The sequence below is a fragment of the Sphingomonas sp. P4_G3 genome, assembly GCF_056401105.1.
The window spans coordinates 950023-967012 of sequence record NZ_JBFUJZ010000001.1; the positions used below are offsets into that span (position 1 = coordinate 950023).

Annotated in this window: 14 protein-coding genes; 5 read left to right on the plus strand and 9 right to left on the minus strand. The window is 63.4% G+C overall.

Going from position 1 to position 16990, the window contains the following annotated elements; all coding sequences use genetic code 11:
• Window positions 1-110: 110 nt before the first annotated feature.
• From AC1DQQ_RS04390 to AC1DQQ_RS04400, 3 genes are all read left to right on the plus strand, one after another.
• Window positions 111-1991 carry a GGDEF/EAL domain-containing response regulator gene (locus AC1DQQ_RS04390; protein WP_478040586.1) on the plus strand — a complete coding sequence of 627 codons (1881 nt, stop codon included), beginning with the start codon at window positions 111-113 and terminating at the stop codon, window positions 1989-1991.
• Window positions 1991-3859: a CHASE4 domain-containing protein gene (locus AC1DQQ_RS04395; RefSeq protein WP_478040587.1), complete on the plus strand. Its 1869-nt coding sequence runs from the start codon at window positions 1991-1993 to the stop codon at window positions 3857-3859. The genes AC1DQQ_RS04390 and AC1DQQ_RS04395 overlap by 1 nt, the downstream gene beginning before the upstream one ends.
• An 84-nt stretch (window positions 3860-3943) precedes the next feature.
• Window positions 3944-4330 (plus strand): hypothetical protein, encoded by a 387-nt coding sequence (locus AC1DQQ_RS04400; RefSeq protein ID WP_478044358.1) that lies wholly within the window; start codon window positions 3944-3946, stop codon window positions 4328-4330.
• A 118-nt stretch (window positions 4331-4448) separates the two neighbouring features.
• Here AC1DQQ_RS04400 and AC1DQQ_RS04405 read toward each other — a convergent pair whose 3' ends face one another.
• From AC1DQQ_RS04405 to AC1DQQ_RS04415, 3 genes are all read right to left on the minus strand, one after another.
• Window positions 4449-4583, minus strand: coding sequence for a hypothetical protein (locus AC1DQQ_RS04405; protein ID WP_478028650.1), 135 nt, complete (start codon window positions 4581-4583; stop codon window positions 4449-4451).
• Between the two features lie 100 nt (window positions 4584-4683).
• A complete protein-coding gene (locus AC1DQQ_RS04410) occupies window positions 4684-6042 on the minus strand; it encodes an aminotransferase-like domain-containing protein (protein WP_478044359.1) in 1359 nt (452 codons plus the stop codon).
• Window positions 6035-6466 carry a DUF983 domain-containing protein gene (locus tag AC1DQQ_RS04415; RefSeq protein ID WP_478028652.1) on the minus strand — a complete coding sequence of 144 codons (432 nt, stop codon included), beginning with the start codon at window positions 6464-6466 and terminating at the stop codon, window positions 6035-6037. The genes AC1DQQ_RS04410 and AC1DQQ_RS04415 overlap by 8 nt, the downstream gene beginning before the upstream one ends.
• 290 nt (window positions 6467-6756) lie before the next feature.
• Between AC1DQQ_RS04415 and AC1DQQ_RS04420 the strand changes: the two genes are divergently transcribed.
• Window positions 6757-7230 carry a hypothetical protein gene (locus AC1DQQ_RS04420; protein ID WP_478040590.1) on the plus strand — a complete coding sequence of 158 codons (474 nt, stop codon included), beginning with the start codon at window positions 6757-6759 and terminating at the stop codon, window positions 7228-7230.
• Between the two features lie 49 nt (window positions 7231-7279).
• On the opposite strand, the gene AC1DQQ_RS04425 is transcribed toward AC1DQQ_RS04420, so the two are convergent.
• From AC1DQQ_RS04425 to AC1DQQ_RS04445, 5 genes are all read right to left on the minus strand, one after another.
• The gene (locus AC1DQQ_RS04425; RefSeq protein WP_478044361.1) at window positions 7280-9310 is read right to left on the minus strand and encodes an SPFH domain-containing protein; all 2031 of its coding nucleotides are present in this window, start codon (window positions 9308-9310) and stop codon (window positions 7280-7282) included.
• Window positions 9311-9383: 73 nt separating this feature from the next.
• A complete protein-coding gene (locus AC1DQQ_RS04430) occupies window positions 9384-10052 on the minus strand; it encodes a hypothetical protein (RefSeq protein ID WP_478044362.1) in 669 nt (222 codons plus the stop codon).
• Between the two features lie 79 nt (window positions 10053-10131).
• A complete protein-coding gene (locus tag AC1DQQ_RS04435) occupies window positions 10132-11268 on the minus strand; it encodes an SET domain-containing protein (protein WP_478044364.1) in 1137 nt (378 codons plus the stop codon).
• 183 nt (window positions 11269-11451) lie between these two features.
• Window positions 11452-12174, minus strand: coding sequence for a helix-turn-helix domain-containing protein (locus AC1DQQ_RS04440; RefSeq protein ID WP_478044366.1), 723 nt, complete (start codon window positions 12172-12174; stop codon window positions 11452-11454).
• Between the two features lie 133 nt (window positions 12175-12307).
• The gene (locus tag AC1DQQ_RS04445; protein WP_478041904.1) at window positions 12308-12694 is read right to left on the minus strand and encodes a winged helix-turn-helix transcriptional regulator; all 387 of its coding nucleotides are present in this window, start codon (window positions 12692-12694) and stop codon (window positions 12308-12310) included.
• 136 nt (window positions 12695-12830) lie between these two features.
• Between AC1DQQ_RS04445 and AC1DQQ_RS04450 the strand changes: the two genes are divergently transcribed.
• Window positions 12831-13385, plus strand: coding sequence for an FMN-dependent NADH-azoreductase (locus tag AC1DQQ_RS04450; protein ID WP_478041905.1), 555 nt, complete (start codon window positions 12831-12833; stop codon window positions 13383-13385).
• Window positions 13386-13460: 75 nt separating this feature from the next.
• On the opposite strand, the gene AC1DQQ_RS04455 is transcribed toward AC1DQQ_RS04450, so the two are convergent.
• Window positions 13461-16889, minus strand: a complete 3429-nt coding sequence (locus AC1DQQ_RS04455) for an autotransporter domain-containing protein (RefSeq protein WP_478044368.1) — start codon at window positions 16887-16889, stop codon at window positions 13461-13463.
• Between the last annotated feature and the right edge of the window lie 101 nt (window positions 16890-16990).

Consider the following 16990-nt stretch of genomic DNA (forward strand, 5'->3'; position numbering starts at 1 on the left):
CGCCGGCAACCTGCTAAAGATCGTTTACGGCGCCTTAACCCCGTCCGCTTACGTCTCCGCAATGACCTTGGGGCGTCGTGTACGTCCCGCCAAGCGAGGGACAGCGCGCGGTGCGAATTCTGATCGTCGACGACGAACCGGCAATGCATGACTCCTACCGGCACTGCTTCGAGCCGGTGGCGACCAATCATGACGCGCTGAGCGACATGGCCGTAGAACTGTTTGGCGACGCGTCCGTGCCGGTTTCGGAGCCAGCCGGCGCGGCGTTCGACACCGTTCATTGCAACCAGGGCCTGGACGCGGTTGCAGCGGTCGAGGATGCGATCATCGACGGCAATCCGTTTGCGGTTGCCTTTATCGACGTCCGCATGCCGCCGGGGATCGACGGCAAGGAAACCGCGATGCGCATTCGCGCGCTCGATCCCAACATCAATCTCGTCATCGTCACCGGCTTTTCCGACTTCTCGCCGATCGAGATCTCAAAGGCAGCGGGGCCAGTCGACAAGATCTTCTATATCGCCAAACCGTTCGAAATCGCCGAGGTCGTGCAAACCGCGACCGCGCTTTCGCACCGTTGGCGGGCCGATCGCGAACTCGCCGCGGCAATGGCGAAGCTTGAGGAACAAGCGGTCGAACTCGCCGCCAACGAATCGAAGGCGCTGCACATGGCGACGCACGATTCGCTGACCGAGGCGCCCAATCGGCTCGCCTTCCTGAAGGCGCTAACCGACAAGGCCCGCAGCGGCGGGATGTTCGCGGCGGCAATGATCGATCTCGATCGATTCAAGATCGTCAATGACACGCTGGGGCATCTCGCGGGCGACGAACTGATCCGTGCGATTTACGCCATCCTGCAGCAATCGGCCCCGCCAGGCGCGATCGTCGCGCGGCTGGGCGGCGACGAGTTCGGCATCCTGTTCGACACGCTCGGCGAGCCGGCCGCGGTCATGGCGTGCGATCACCTCATCGCCGCCTGCACGTCCAGCTTCCGGATCATCGGCCATTCGGTCCAGGCATCGGCGTCGATCGGGCTTGCGATCGCCGAAGTCGACGGCAACCGCGATCCGACGGACGTGATGCGCAAAGCCGATCTCGCGCTCAACGATGCCAAGAAATCGGGCCGTGGCGTCGTTCGCGCCTATAATGAGGGCATGGACGAAAGCGTCCGTTTCCGCCGCCGCATCGAAGGCGGGCTGGGTCAGGCGATCGAGCGCGGCGAACTGAGCCTCGCTTATCAGCCGATCGTCGCGGGACACGATATGGAAGTGGTCGGGTTCGAGGCGCTGTTGCGCTGGAACACCGCCGAATTCGGACCGATCAGCCCGGCTTTGTTCATTCCCATCGCCGAAGAATCGAACCTGATCCACGAACTCGGCGACTGGGTGCTCGACGAGGCGCTGAAGGTGCTCGACCAATGGCCGGGGCAATATGTCTCGGTCAATTTCAGCCCGCGTCAGTTCCGCCGTCTGAACTTCGTCGGCCATGTCGTCGAACGCGTGATGCGCGCGGGGATCGCACCCGCCCGCGTGCAGATCGAGATCACCGAAACCGCGATCTTCGACAACGCCGAACGCGCGGCCGAGACGCTCTACAAATTGCGCCAGATGGGCTTCCGCATCGCGCTCGACGATTTCGGTACCGGTTATTCGTCGCTCTACAATATCCGCAAGTTCGCGCTCGATTGCCTGAAGATCGACAAGAGCTTCATCGACGGCATGGGTCGCGAGCGCGAGTCCGCCGCGATTGTCCAGTCGATCGTCCATCTCGGCCACGCGCTCGGATTGGGCGTGGTGGCGGAAGGGGTGGAGACCGATGCGCAGGTCCAGGCGCTTCGCCTCGCCGGCGCGAGCCATTTGCAGGGCTATTATTTCTCGCGGCCGGTCCCGGCCGATATCGCACGCGAGATCGCGCTGGAGCGCTATATCGGCGGCGAGGACGATCTCGACGGCGACGAATTCGCGATCCGGGCGGGCGACGGGACCAACGGCTGATGGTCCGGCTGCGCGCCGCGACCGGGCGCCGATTGTCGTTCGCGTCGCTCGGCGGCAAGCTGCTCCTGATCCTCGCATCGGTAGGGCTGGTTGGCTCGATTGCGCTGACGGTGCTGCTCGCCGTGGTCATCACCCCCAGCTTCAACGCGCTCGAACGCCAGGCGATCGACGGACACGTCCAGCGGACGCGCGCCGCGCTCACCGACTTCGCGAGCAAGGTCGAAAGCTCGGTGCGCGATTATGGCGACTGGAATTCCAGCTACGATTATATCGTCAAGCCGACGCGCGCATTCGAACAGGAAAGCTTTTCGCCGCTGGCGATGGCCAATCTCGACGTCGATGCCATGGCCTATCTGCGTCCCGATCGCAGCCTGGTGATCGCGCGCTGGATCGATCCGCGCACCGGCCGGGAGAATGACGCCCTACGCGACGCGATGGTCGCGGCGATCCGCCATGCTCCACTCGACGGCGCGATGAAGGGAAGCAATTCGGGCCATTTCTATATTCGCCTCGGCAAGATCGTGGCGGCGGTCGGCGTCGCCAAGGTCAGGAAAAGCGACGGCACCGGCACGCCGCGCGGCTATGTCGTCATGGCGCGCCGGATCACGTCGGCGCAGCTGGCGAAATTGCTCCAGGTGCCCGCGCGCCTGGATCTCGATGGCGTCCGTGGCGACCTCGTCACCACCAGTCCGACCACGATGCAGATCGCGGTGCCGGTGACCGGAGCGGAAGGCAGGCCGGTCGCGGTCGCCAGCTTCGTGGTGCCGCGCGACGTGTCGCAACTCGGGCGCCACATGCTCTGGCTCGCGGTGCTGGGATCGACCATTTTGCTCGCGCTCGTGCTCGCGGTGCTGAGTCGGATGTTCTCGCTTCTGGTGCTCAAACCGCTCGGCCGGGTCGAGGGGCATATGCAGCGCGTTCGCAACTCCGGCTCACTGACCGTGTTGCCCCAGGACGCCGCGCGCCGCGATGAGATCGCGTCGCTCGGCCGCAGCTTCAACGCGATGCTGGTCCAGCTCAAGGAGCTGCGCGAGCAAGTCGAGGCACAGGGCTTCGAGCTCGGCCGATCGGAAAGCGCGGTCGCGGTGATGCACAATGTGCGGAACGCGTTGAACCCGGTATCGACAATCTTGTCGGCCGGCATTGGCCAAGGCGCGCCGGTCGAGCGCGCGCTGATCGACCGTGCCTTGGCCGAACTGGTCTCCGCGGAGACTGCGCTCGAACGCCGCGAAAAACTGGCATCGTTTATCGCCACGGCCTTCGACGCCGAGGACAGGCAGCGTGAGGACCGGATCGGTCAGTTGCAGGTCGGTCGCGACGCGATGCGCCAGGTGTTGGAGATCATTGGCGCGCAACAACAGCTCGCGCATGAGCGGCCGCCGCTCGAAGAATGCGATGCGACGCAGATCATCGCGCAGAATGCCACGATCGCGCGACATTCCGGGAAAGGCGCGTCAATCGCGTTCAACTTCCCTGCGAAGAAGCACAAGGTGATGGCCAACCGCGTGCTGCTGAGTCAGGTCGTCGGAAATCTGTTCTCCAACGCCGCCGAGGCGATCTCCGCGGTGGGCGGGTCGGGCAGTATCAATGTCACGGTAACCGACACGAATGACGGTCGTGTGGAGATCGCGATCCACGATACGGGCGAGGGGTTCGATCCGGGCGGGACGCCACAATTGTTCCAGCGCGGCTTTTCGACCCGCCAGCACAAGTCGGGCGGATTTGGCCTGCATTGGTGCGCCAATTCGGTAACCGCGATGGAAGGCTCGTTGAGCCTCGAAAGCGATGGTGTCGGCCGTGGCGCGACCGCGCGCTTGGTGCTGCGTGCCCCGGCACGTGAAACAACGAAGACCGATCTCGCCGCCTGACGGCGTGCTTACTGTCGGGTTCTATCTAGAAAGCGCGGCTCGCTTGCCGTCCTCATGCGTTTAGGGGCGGGAGAGGAGCAGGTGATGACGGACCATTACAAGCGAGGACGGCGGCCGCCGGCCAGAACGGCCATGGAGAGCGCGCCAATCGACGTGCAGCATGGGCCAATCGGGAATGGACCGGGCTATTCGGGTCAGGAATATGACGCGGACGACTTCGCTGCCGATCGCGTGTTGAAGGAGAGCGCGGAAGGACCAAAGCGTTCCACCGAAGCCGCCGATGATCGCTTTCCGCCCGAAAACGGCCGCCGGGCGTGGTTCGATGAGCGAACCGGAGAGGTGCACGGAAGCGGCGTAGGCGCCGGCGGCGGCAATCCGGGAGAGGATTTCGCCAGCGATCCGGCGGCTGGCGACGGTTACCCGCAGACCGGCCGCGGATCAGCGGAGGTCAATAAACCGGGCGGGCACTGAAATCGACGACGCCCGCCGACGGCGTCCGCACTGGTGCGACAATCGGCGTCGCGAAGATGAAGTCTCGGCTCGAGCCGCATCGCCTACCCGTCTAGACGGCTCGCCGTGGCGATCGGCCTCAGAGCGGCGACACGCCGAAATATTTGAGCAAGCCGAGCACGAGCAACAGGAGAGCGATCGCTACGATCACATTGGCGACGTTGAAACTGCTGCGTTCGACCACTGTGCGATCGTCGGTACGAATATCTGTCATCTGAACCTCCTACTTGCGCAATAGAACGCGATCGTAACACCGGCGGTTCCGTTGCCGGCTGACAGGGCTTGACCGCTCGCTACCGGCAGCACGCTTAGAGTCAGATCAGCGGCCGTTGCTGGCGCGTATCGAAATGGCCGCGTATCAGGTGAAGAGCCCGGGCCAGCCGAGGCATTTCGATCATGCCACCGAGCGATATCCGCACTGCCTGATCCGTGCCGGGCGTGACACGAAAACGGTGACCGGCCACGACCGACAGTCCACTCGGGCGCATCGCATCGGCGAGTTCGGCGCCATCGAGCCCGGCGGGCAGCGGAAGCCAGAGATGATAGCCCTGAGCATGCGCCTGATAGGGCAGTCCTTTCAGGATATCGGCAGCGATAGCCTGACGCCGCATCGCCTCGTTCCGCATCGCCTCGACCAATCGATCGTAACGGTCGTCATCGAGCCAGGTTCGCACCATGGCGGCGTTGAGCGGCGGCGCCATGATCGCGGTTTCGTGAACATCGGCAGCAAGACGGAGCGCGCCGCCGATATCGGGCGCGCGAACATAAGCGATGCGCAATGCTGGAGAGATGGTCTTGGAAACGCTCGCCACGTACCAGGTTCGTTCGGGCGCAAGAGCAGCGATTGGCACCGCGCACGGGGCGCACAGGGCGCCATAAACATCATCCTCAATCACCGTCAGATCGTTCGCCCGCGCGGCTTGGGCGATCGATTGACGCGTTGCTGCATCGAGCGTCATCGCGGTCGGATTGTCGTTGGTCGGCACCACATACAATGCGCGAATCCGTTCCGAGCGACAGGCCGCCGCCAAGACGTCGCCGTCGATCGTCGGCAGGGGGACCAGCCGCAATCCCAGCCGCGCGGCGAGCACCTTGAACCCCGAATAGACGAACCGTCCGCATGCGACGGCGTCGCCAGGGCGGAGCGCCGTGTTCACGATCGCATGAAGTGCGTTTTGCGCGCCGGCGGTAACGATCATTTGATCGTCCGATGCATCGACGCCGGCGCGGGCGATCAGCCGCGCGCCAGCAGCACGGTCCGCCGCACTTCCACCGGTGGGCTGGTATTGCATCCGCAATCCCGATCCATCCGCGAGCAACGTCGCGATGGTATCGCGCATCGCGCGGCCAAGCATATCGCCGGGTAATTCGGGCGGCATGTTCATGCCCGTATCGACCCGCGCGGCATCCTCGATCTGAGCGGGAGAAGCGCCCCGGACGAAGCTGCCGGCACGGCCATGCGCCTCGATCAAGCCGCGTTGCCGGACGGTCTCATAGGCCCTGGTAACGGTGGTGAGGTCGACGCCGAGCCGCGCTGCGAGATCGCGCTGTGGTGGCAAGCGATCGCCGCTGCTCAAAGTGCCGCGCTCGATCGCCGATCCGAGCGCATCGGCGATCGCCAGATATTTTGGCGCGCGCGCTTTGGTCAAATCGGGCAACCACTCGTCAGTCATCGAAATTGCTGCCTTTGGTGCGGCCATGCAGCTGGTTCCACAGGCGTTCGGTGCCCGCTTCCTGCGACCGGTTGACATATTGCGACGCGACCAGCCAGCCTTTGATCGGCCGTAACGGCACCAGGCAACCCGCCACCATGATCGGCACCGACGTGACCAAATGAACCCATATCGGCGGGTTGTATGCCACTTGAATCCATACAACAATGAAGATCAGGGGCAAGGCGATCAGGCATAAGGAAAAGAATGCGGGGCCATCGTCAGGCGCCGCGAACCGGTAATCCAATCCGCAACACTCGCAAGTATCGGTGACCTTCAACCACGATCTGAACATATGCCCCTTGCCACACCGAGGGCAGAGTCCCTTCCAACCCGTTTCGATGATCCAGCGGAACTTGTCGTTGCTATTTTGTACGGGTGGCATTTTTCGGGTGTCTCGGCACTGTATGGATATTGATCCATACATAGTGCAACTTTGCCCGCAGCGCGAGGGCTTTTGAGCTGCAAAACGCCGACAGGCTACTGCACTCCATGCATCGGGGGACCGATGCTGAGATGGGCTTGCGGGAGACGATCTCACGGCTGGTCGCGTTTAGGTCGCGATATCGGATGAACCGCGTGCCGGCGTCTTGCCGCTGCAACAGGCCGAGCGTATCGCTTCGCCAGCGAACCGAAAAAGCGGCGCGATCGAAGGGGTGTCTGGAAGGAACCCTTATGCGTTTCGCGTTTTCGCCCGCCGCCATCTGGACCATTATCGACAGCGCGAGAAATTGGCGGATCGCGCGCGATGCCGGCGATCCCGTTCAGCCGAGTCTGTACCGACGGCTCGAACGCTTCGGCGCTGGCCTGCTCGCGCCGGTCTTCGATAGCGTAATGACTCTGTTCGAGGCGGGCTTCCGGCGGCGTTTCCGTGCCGGCAGCCTGCTGGATATCGGATTATCGCGCGACGAACGTCATTTGCTCGCCCTGCTGGAGGGAGCCGACGCCAGCGCGATCGAGCGGTTCGACCCCAGCCTCGCGAGCACGATGCGAATAGCGCTCAGCTCCGCCCGGATCATGCTGTTGTCGGTCATCGGGGAGGTGATCGGGGTTCCATCCGCACCGGCATCGACCCCACTTTTCTTTCCGGCGACGGCTGCACAGCGGGTGCCGATATCCAACGCCCTTCACGTCTATTTCAAGCAATAATCAAACAGTCGCGGCCGGGAGCAACCCGGCCGCGACCTTGTCTTGATAACTATTCAGCTGCGACCTCGGCGTCTTCGTCGGGGAGCGTGACGGGACCCCGATCATTGGCCGCGGGCGTAGCCAGCAGCGACATGCCTTTCTCCGACAACAGCATTCCGATCAGCGCCTGGAGTGCGCCGCCACCGGCGCCCGCGCCGGCATCGCCGCCGGTACTGATCTGCACCCTCGGCACAACGTCGACGCCAGACGTTTCCAGCGCCTGGGCCAGTCGCTCGATCACCTGACGCGTCAGCTGATATTGCGCGCCGCCCGAGGCAGCCGCCTGCTTCTCGATCGTCTCGGCAGTGGCGAGACCGGTCTTGGTGATGCGATCGGCCTCCGCGCCCGCCAACGCCACGACCTTCGCCGCCTCACCTTCACCAACGATGCGGATGCGGTCGGATTCGGCCTTGGCAAGCGTGCGGGTCTGTTCGGCTTCCTGCGCGGCGCGCTTCACCGCCGCCTTGCCCTGGTTCTCCTGCACCGTGATCGACAGCTCGGACTCGGTGATCGCGGTCTGCTGGTGAGCGCGCGCCTGCGCCTCGCGCAGATCTTTCTCGCCCTCGGCCGCGACGCGCTGCTTGGCATAGGTCGTGACCTGTTCCTCGGCGACCTGTCGTTCGCGCAATTGCTGCAGGACCTTTTCGATCTGGTCGTTGCCGGCGGCGGCGCGCGGCGTGCCGATCAGCACTTCCTGCAGTTCGAGATTATAAGCGGTGAACTTTGCCCGCATCTGATCGCCCGCCTGCTCCTGAATGTCGGAGCGTTCCTGGAGCAACTGGATCAGCGTTTTCTTCTGCGCGACGTTCTTGAAATAGGCCGAAACCATCGGATCGAGCGTCTGCTCGACCAGTTTCTTGATATCGCCGAACCGCTGCACCACCAACGGCGCCTTGCGGTAATCGATATGCACGACGACCGACAGCGGCAGCGTGGGCTCAAACGCGTCCTTGGTGATCAGCGACACTTCGGACAAATTCTCGTCGAACTTGTGCTGTCCGGTCATCTCCTGGTCCCATTTGAGGATGAAGTTGGTCGTTGGTACGATCAGGATCTTCCCGGCATAAGTGTTGAACGCATATTTGCCCGGCAGCAGCGGATCGCTCCACACGCCGCGCGTGCCGCGATCGACCAGCTCGCCATGGCGATAATCGTCGCCCGACGTGTCGGCACCGCTGTCGCCGGTGTAACTGATGACGACGCCCACATGGCCGACCTCGATCACCGTCTTGGCGACCATCTCCACCGTCGCGAACAGGCGGTTGATGAAATAGCTGCCCTCGACCAGCACCTGGAGCTGGCGGCCGCGACGACCGCCCGCCGCGATGAACTTCTCCGGATCCTGGAAGCTGTTGTGGAAGGTCGCGTCGTCCGACTGATCGGTGCCGACTTCGGGCGCGATGATCTGGTCGGCGGTCAGCGCCGGGCCGTCATGCACCGTGACGATGCCGATCATGTCCGACGCGTCCTTGATCACGACCGACTCGAAACCCGACCGCTCCTCGATTACGCGCTGCATGTTGCTGAACAAATCGAAGTCGTTCGCCTCGAGCATCAGGCCGTAGAGATGCTCGCGCGTGATGATGACGAACTGCGCCAGGTTGATGGCGTATGTGCCTTCGCGCAGGATCGCGCGTTGCGGACCTTTTTGCCCGCCATCCTCCAGAAAGCGGCGCACGTCGAGAAAGTCGGCGGTGCGCAAATTGCTCGCCAGCGTCTGGGTCGGGCCCAGTGGGGCGCCGTCGCGCGCGAAGACATAGCCGATCTGGCCTTGGGGGATGGTGACCAAAGGCTGCGAATGGACGCGATACTGGAACGGCATGAAGAAGTGATAGCCGCCGCGCAGGACAATCGGCTGGTAGCCGGCCTCGCCGTTGAGGGCGATCAAGCCGGAGGTGACGGAGCCGTTGCGGCTCCACAATTTCTCGACGATCGCGACGCGGTTGTTGCGCACGTAGCGAACGCAGCGAGAGAGGATGAACAGACAAGCGACAACAAGGGCCACGACGGCCGAAGCGCCGAGCACATACATATTTGTCATCTGTGGTGGGTGTCCTTGGGACCTAAAGAAGAGCGCACGATCGCGCTCTCCCTCTATTTAATGTGCCCCAAGTCTAGCTTCCAGAGAAATCGGAAGGACCATACCGATTTTCGACGTAGCGTGCGACCGCACGTGCGTCGCCATGGTTAAGCCTGCTTCGCTCGGCAGCCAGATCATTTAGCGTATCGTCGATCCGTTGTAGCGAGCGAGTCGCGAGTGCGAGAATGTCAGTTCGGGATTCGTCCGAAGCGGTGTCATTCGCCACCGCCATCGCGTGGACGACTTGTACGAGGTCGCGTGACAGCGCCTGATATCTCTCGTCGTCATGGTCCCACCTTGGTCGGGCTAGCACATCGACGAGTCGGCGAAGATCGGCACCGGGTAATGATCGTGCCTCGGCCAGCGCATGCGTGACGCGCATCCGGGAGTCATTTGCCGCGCGGCTGGGGTCGATCGCGTCGCGGTGACGGCGAAGGCCGACCAACGACTCGAGAGCAGCCGTGACAACTGTCGCTGCCAGTGCCAACGCCGCGTAGCCGGCCAGGAACCAACCGCTATACCCGAGCGCCAGATGGGCGAGGTCGCTAAGCGGCGCGCCCGCCGGCGCCGTGAACAATGTCGCCACGGCAACCGTCACGACATAGACGGGTACGGCAAAGTGCAGGAAAGCGCCGCCGACGATGCGCCAGGCGCGGATCGGTGCTTTGGCGATCAGGGCAGGGCGGACCGACACGCTATTCATGGACGTTGCGGCCCTCCTTCGAGCCCGCGACCAATGGCGGCGAATGTGGGGAGAAGCTGACGCGCTACAAGAGGGCGTCTCAGGCCGCGCGGTCGCGGCCGACCTCATCCTTCCGTCGGAGATAGGGCGCGATCAGATTGCGCGAACGGAACCATTCCTGGCGCTCGGGGCTCAGTGTCGAGAAGTTGCCGATCACGCGACGACAGTCGGACGTCTTGCATTGGCAGATCATGTGCCAGTTCGATTCCGCCAGCGTGGTCGAATAATCCCAGCAGATCTCCTCGCCCGGCGCGATATCCCGGATCGCGACCAGGAATACGCCCTGATCGGTGAAGCGCAGTCCGGCATTGGGCGCACAGCTATGGTTGACCAGATCGTCGATCCGCCCGGACGGGCCCATATAATGATCGGGCGTGACCTGGACGTATCGGTCCGATTGTCCGCGCATCAGGCTGGGAATGCGGTCGGCGCGGAAGCGGCGTCCGGTGAACGACATCAGCCGCTCACCCTCGGCGAACGGCGCGGCCGCGAACACCGCCTTGCCCAGATGGTTCTCACTCACCGCGAACAGATTGGTGGGCGTGCGGATGGCATCGAGCACGTAGAAGCGCCCGTTGCGGAAGCCCAGCGACCGCAAGGGATTGATCGTCGCCAACCCGACCATGAACCAGATGCTCGCGTGGCAGACCAGTTCGACCAGGATATAGGCATATTCGCCGACCGGGCTCCCCGGCGTACGAGCGGCGACCATCAACGTCGCGAGGTCTCCCAGCGTCCACAGGCCCCAGGCAGGCGAGCGCTCGCGACCGCGATCGGCGATCACGCTTGCCCAGGTCGGCCAGAAGCTGACCGGCACCGCGACCACCACCAGCATATGCGCCCAGAAAGCGTCGCGGAACATCGCCCAGATTGCCAAAGCGCCAAGGCTGGTCGCGATGCAGAATGTTTCGGTGCGCGTCGGCAGAGTCCAGGCCGATTTGCGCCACAAAGCGACCGTGATCGCGACGCAGGCGACGGTCGCGAACAGGAACACCCAGCGCTGCAGGCCTTCAGGGTTCACCGCGGCATAGGTCGACGCCTCGACCGCGGTCGCCGCCGACCAGATCAGCCACGATGCGCGGTTGGGCTCAACCAGATCCCGCTTCAGGCCGGTCAGGTATGCTGCATAGCCCGCGAAACTCGCGGCCAATGCCAACAGGAACAAGACCTGGACCATTCACCCCCACTCGGCTCGTCCACCATGCGCAACGCGATATTTACCATGTTGCCAGGAATCCGTCTATTCGAAAGCCAAGGATTCAGCGCGAGTCGTTAAGTGGTTGAGGTTCGATTCCATTTTAACGGCAGCGGGAGACTGCCGGCAATAAAGCGGCCGCCAGGAGGAAATGCGGCTGGCGATTTAGCCGCAGAACCCCAGTTCGCTACGCAGAGCGCGAGGGGATCTTCCCGTCTGGCGCATGATCGACCGCGTCATATGCGCTTGGTCAGCGAACCCCTCCGCTACTGCGATGGCCGCCAGAGCCGTGCCCGTCTCGATTACGCGGTCGACCGCTCGACGCGTGCGCGCGATCAGGCGAAACTGGGCAGGCGTGACCTCGAATTGCTGGCGGAATCCGCGCGACAGGCTGGCAGGATGGAGTCCGCGCTGCTCCGCCCATTTCGCGAGCGGCAGATCGGGCGCGGCGAGCAAATCCGCGGCGAGAAGATCGGGCCAGTCGGTGCCGCTGGTCGCCCCCACGATGATATCGCGATCGAGCAACTCTTGCGCAGCGAATAGATCGCTTTCCGCGAGCCGGGCGATCGCGTCAGGGTCGGCGACGCGGCTGCGCACCGGACCACGCCAGCGGCCTTTCAACGGCAGTACCAGCACTTCGGCGCCGCGCGGGTCGAACCGGTCGAGGTGGCGTTCGAAGGCGCCATGGATGAGGACATCGCCGGCAGAGACGCAATGCCGTCCGGTATCGCCCGCCTCGACATAGCCGCCCGCCAGCACGATCGCGGCAAAGGGCCGTTCATGAAGATGGCGGTGGAGCGTTTCGCCACCCCCGTGGCGCATCCGGCCCGGCGGTGCGGCGCGCGGCGTGCAACACGAACAGGAAGGCGAATTCGGTTCAAGACCCATGATCGCCGATCCTATACCAGCCCGTCGCCAGACAGAAAGGTGATCGTCCGTGTTCCTGCTCGTGACCGGTCCCTGCCAATCAGCTATCGCCGCGACGGCAAGGTGAGCGAGGCGATCGTGATGCCGCGCGACCTCATTCCCGATTGAGTTTGCTGTCCTCGCGCGCGTCCGCCACCACATCGAAACGCTGTTGCGCGGTCTGGATCACCGTCAGATGATCGACCGCCCAGCGCGCGAGTTCGCCGACCGGCTGCTGCAGCGACTGGCCGAGTGGGGTCAGCTCGTAGTCCACCCGGGGCGGAATGCTGGGGGTCACCGTTCGCGTCACCAGGCCGTCACGCTCCAGCCCGCGCAAGGTGAGCGTCAACATGCGTTGCGAGATGCCCTCGATCGAGCGCCGCAACTCGCTGAACCGCTTCGGCCCATCGGCCAGCGCGTTGATCGTCAGCATGCTCCATTTGTCGCCGACGCGCTGGAGCACGCCGGTCACGCCGCGGCATTGCGGACCATGAGGATTCACTGCCGGCTCCTTCGGTAACATCGTTGATACCGGGGCACATAGGTTATCCTCATTGCCAAAAATGTGCCTTCTTGCGACGCGGATGATGGCAGTTATCTAGCGTGCCTCAGTAACTAATCAATACCAGCGAGGCACCATGATCATCCTTCACGTCGACAGCAGCATCACCGCGGAAAACAGCGTCACCCGCTCGATCGGAGAGGCGGCGGTCGCCAGGTTGAGTGCGCTTCATCCCGAAGCCGAAATCCGGCGGCGCGACCTCGCTTTGGATCCGCTTGGACATGTGACCTTGGGCGATCTCGGCGACACATCGCTTGCCGAGGAGTTCCTCGCCGCCGACATCGTCGTGATCGGCGCGCCAATGTATAACTTCAGCATTCCCTCCAACCTGAAAGCCTGGATGGATCGCCTCGCGATCGCCGGCACGACATTCCGCTATTCCGAAAAAGGCGCGGAAGGACTGGCCGGTGGACGCAAGCTGATCATCGCCTCGGCGCGCGGCGGCTTTTACGGGTCCGACACCGGACGGGCCTGGCTCGACCATCAGGAGGCCTATCTCCGCGGCTTCTTTGAGTTCCTGGGCGTGACCGACATCGCCTTCATTCGCGCGGAGGGGATCGCGATGGGGTCTGATGCGCGGGCCAGGGCACTCGAGGATGCGAAGATCGAGGCGACCGCGATCGCTGCTTAAGCCCCGCTCCCGCGGACACAAAAAAAGCCGCCTTCCCCGAAGGGAAGGCGGCTCGACCATTTCACAGGTATCAAATCAGAAGCGGAAAGTGATGCTTCCGCGATAGCTCTGGTTCTTCACGTCGCTGCGGTCGATCGTCGTGTCGACACCGACCGACAGCGTGACGTTCTTCATGTCGACAGCAAGGCCGCCAGAGGCTTCCCACCAATCCTTGTCGCGGCCCGTCAACGCAAACTGCGCGGCAGGTCCGACGCCCCCGACGAAGTTCGCGCCGAACGACGCCGGCTGGTTGTCGAAGTCATGGACGTAATAGCCGGTCAGATATGGCCCCACCTTGCTCTTGCCCCCGCCCAGCGTCAGACCGAGGCGGCCTTGGGTCGAGTGCGCGCCTTCGCGATCGATCCGCAACGCCATCGGACCGCCGGCCTCTGCAGTATCGGAAAAGCCGATGTCGCCATAGCGGAGCGCCGCGCGCGGCCCGAGCTTGAGCCCACCCAGGTTCGCCATCCACGACACGCCGGCCTCGCCGCTGACGGCCAGCGCCTGATCGTTGGAGCGTAGCGTATAGGGCGTTCCGACCAAGCTGGCCGATCGCACCATATGCGTATCGAACAAGCCGGCGGAAAACACGCCATCCAGCCCGAAGCCATTCTTCAGACCGAGCTTGCCGTACAGCGTACCCTGATAGAGTTCGCCCTTGGCGGTCGCGCCCGTCGTCGTGGTGCCCTGCGTGCTGGTGTAAGACAAAGCGAAACCGACCGTGAAGGTCGAACTCACCTGCTTTTCGACACCTGCGGCACCATACCAGCCGTCGAACGTGTCGCGGCCGCCCGCGGGGACCGCGGTCGCCATCGGCGCGCCGTTGCCGTTCAAATAGCCGCCCGCGAAGAACACGCTGACGTCGTCGGGCACTTTGCCGGTGGACACGTTGGTAACCTGGGGCGTGCCGGCGCCACCGGACTCGTACGATCCCATCGGGCCGACATTATTCAGGTTTGCCATGACGCTGAGCGGTTGGCCGATGATTGCCACCGTGCCGCCCATATCGCCGCTACCCAGCGCACCGAGCCGGTCGCGATAGAAACGCGCCATATTGTCGGTGGCAACGGTACCGAGCGCGGTCTTCAGCGTCTCGGTCCGCGGCGCCCAGTTCTCGAGCGTCGAACGGGTCGTTGCCACATTCTGCAGGTCTAGCGGCCCGTAAAGCCCGGCCAGGGCGTTGTAGCTGCCGGCACGATCGCCATCGAGCAACCTGGCATAAGCGGCCTGCACCGGCGAGTTGGCTGACACCACATCGGCATATTTGCCGGCGACGATCTTCACCTTCACGTCGTTCGCCGAATAGAGGAATTTCGGCGTCAGGATCGCGCTCAGCGCGGTCGTGTTGAACGTCCCCGCCAATTGGTTCTGCGCGGTCAGGATCTGATAAATGTCACCATCGCGGATCATATAGCCCGACACCGGTGCGAACAGCACGGTGCCGCCGATCGATGCCAGCCCGTCGACCGCCACACCCGGCGCGCTGAACTGATTGGCGACGACCGCCAACTTGTCCGCCGCGCCGTTGGCGCCGAGGTCGATCAGCAAGACGTTGCCCGACGACAGCACCAGATTACCACCAACCGTCAACGTGCCGATCGAGCCCACACTACCCGGCGCGATCATGCCGGTGACGCTGGTCAGATACGGCGTGTTGATCCGACCACGGCCGTCCAGCGCGCCCGAGAACAGCAGATAATCACCGACCGAATTCATCGTTCCGTCGACCGTGATCCGGCCATTGGTTTGAGTGACGTCGATCAGACTGGTCAGCGACCCGCCATTGGCGATGTTCAGCCGCGCGCCCGATCCGGCGACGGTCAGGCGATCGACCGTAACCTTGGTGTCGAGCGTGGTGGTGCCCGCCGCACCCAGGGTGACATCGAAATAGGCCGCGCGGGTATGCGTAGCGGCGCCTGGGTCGCGGTCGTTCGGCACGAAGTTGCTCGCGCCCGGGAGCCCATTATCCAGCGTGGCATCAGGGATCGGGCCGGTGCCCGGTTGGCCGCCCGCGGGAGTGAACTGATATTGGGTTCCGTTATACGTCTCGACGCCGGTGGTGGTGTTGTAGCAGTCGCTGTTATTGCCCTGCTCGATGCAGATCTCACCAAACTTGCCTGACGTGCCGTTGACGCCGTCACCCAGTGTCGAGGGAACTCCGTTGACGAGGTTGCCGTCGACGATCGTCATGTAATTGGGGTCGATATTGGTGACCCAATGCGTCGGGTCAGCCCAGTTCGCATCGCCCGCCTTCGACCCGACATAATGGTAATTATTGTTCGTGGCGATCCAGTCCCAATAGAGATAGAGCGGCTGATAGAAGGACGATGTGCCGTAGCTCGCCGATGGCTGGTTATTGAAATACCGGCTGCCACCCGACAGCACGCCGATCACCAGCTTCTTCGAAAACCTATTGTCGAGGATCAGCGGACCGCCCGAATCGCCAGGTGCGGTAATGCCTTCCTTGGGCAAGGCATTGTCGCGGAACAGGTTGAAGTCGTAGATGCTGGCGTTGAGCCCGCCGCGGCGCGGGTCGTCGAAATCGAGCTGATAAAGGTTCTGTGGCAGGCCGTCATTCACGCCGAACAGGAACCCATCGACGTCGTCGAGCGACCCCAGCAGGCCGATATAGTTTTCCGCCACGCGACGACGGAAATCGACCCCGCGAGTATCGCCGGTATTGCCCGTGCCGCTATCGCCGTAACCAGTGATCGTGACGTGATAGCCGCTGCCCTTGGCGGGATCGATCGATCCCGGCGCCGGCAATTGCGACAGCAGGATCGCCCAGGTGGGGACATTCGCCGCCGGCGTGTCGAGTGTGGCGATGGCGATATCGCCCTGCAGGAAGTTGTTGCCGACCCCGAGCGAGGTCGACGCGGGATTATAAGTGACCTGATTGACGTTGTAGAGGTAGTTGGCGACGTCGGTCCGATAACCGCCGTACAACCAGTTGCCGAACGCCGAATTACCCGCGGCGTTGTTGTTGGCCCGGAACCCAAAAGCGATCGGCCGGCCGCCATTGTCCGCGCCATAGCCCCATGGGTCCTGGAAACCGGTCTCGTCGGGATCCTCGTTCACGCAATGCGCGGCGAAGATGACCGTACGCGGGTTGATCAGCGTGCCGGTGCACAGGCCGATAAAGCCATTTTGCTGGTCGATGATCATTTCGCCGATGCCGGTCACGTCATTGGCGTCGAGTGCGCCGTTGGGCGGCGCCGATGAATTCGGATTGCCCGGCTGCGAAATGACGATCTGCGGCTCGTGGATCGAAGTTTCGGGCGGCGCGACCGAAATGGCGTCCTGCGGCGAATAGTAATTGCCGGTCGGCGCATTGGCGCGCGGATTGGCGACGGCATCGACGGTCTGGGCATGGGCCGTCGCGGCAGCGACAAGTGAGCCCAGTGCGGCGGATGTATTCAAGGCAAAGCGAAGACGCGCGCTGTGGCGCGCGGAACGATGCGACATGTTTATCCCCTCTTTTTGGCCCTGTTTCCCGCAGAGCGAAGAAAGGGTCGCTAGCGTGGGTCGTGATCCGGTCAATCGGAATTAGACAGCGATTCGGACAT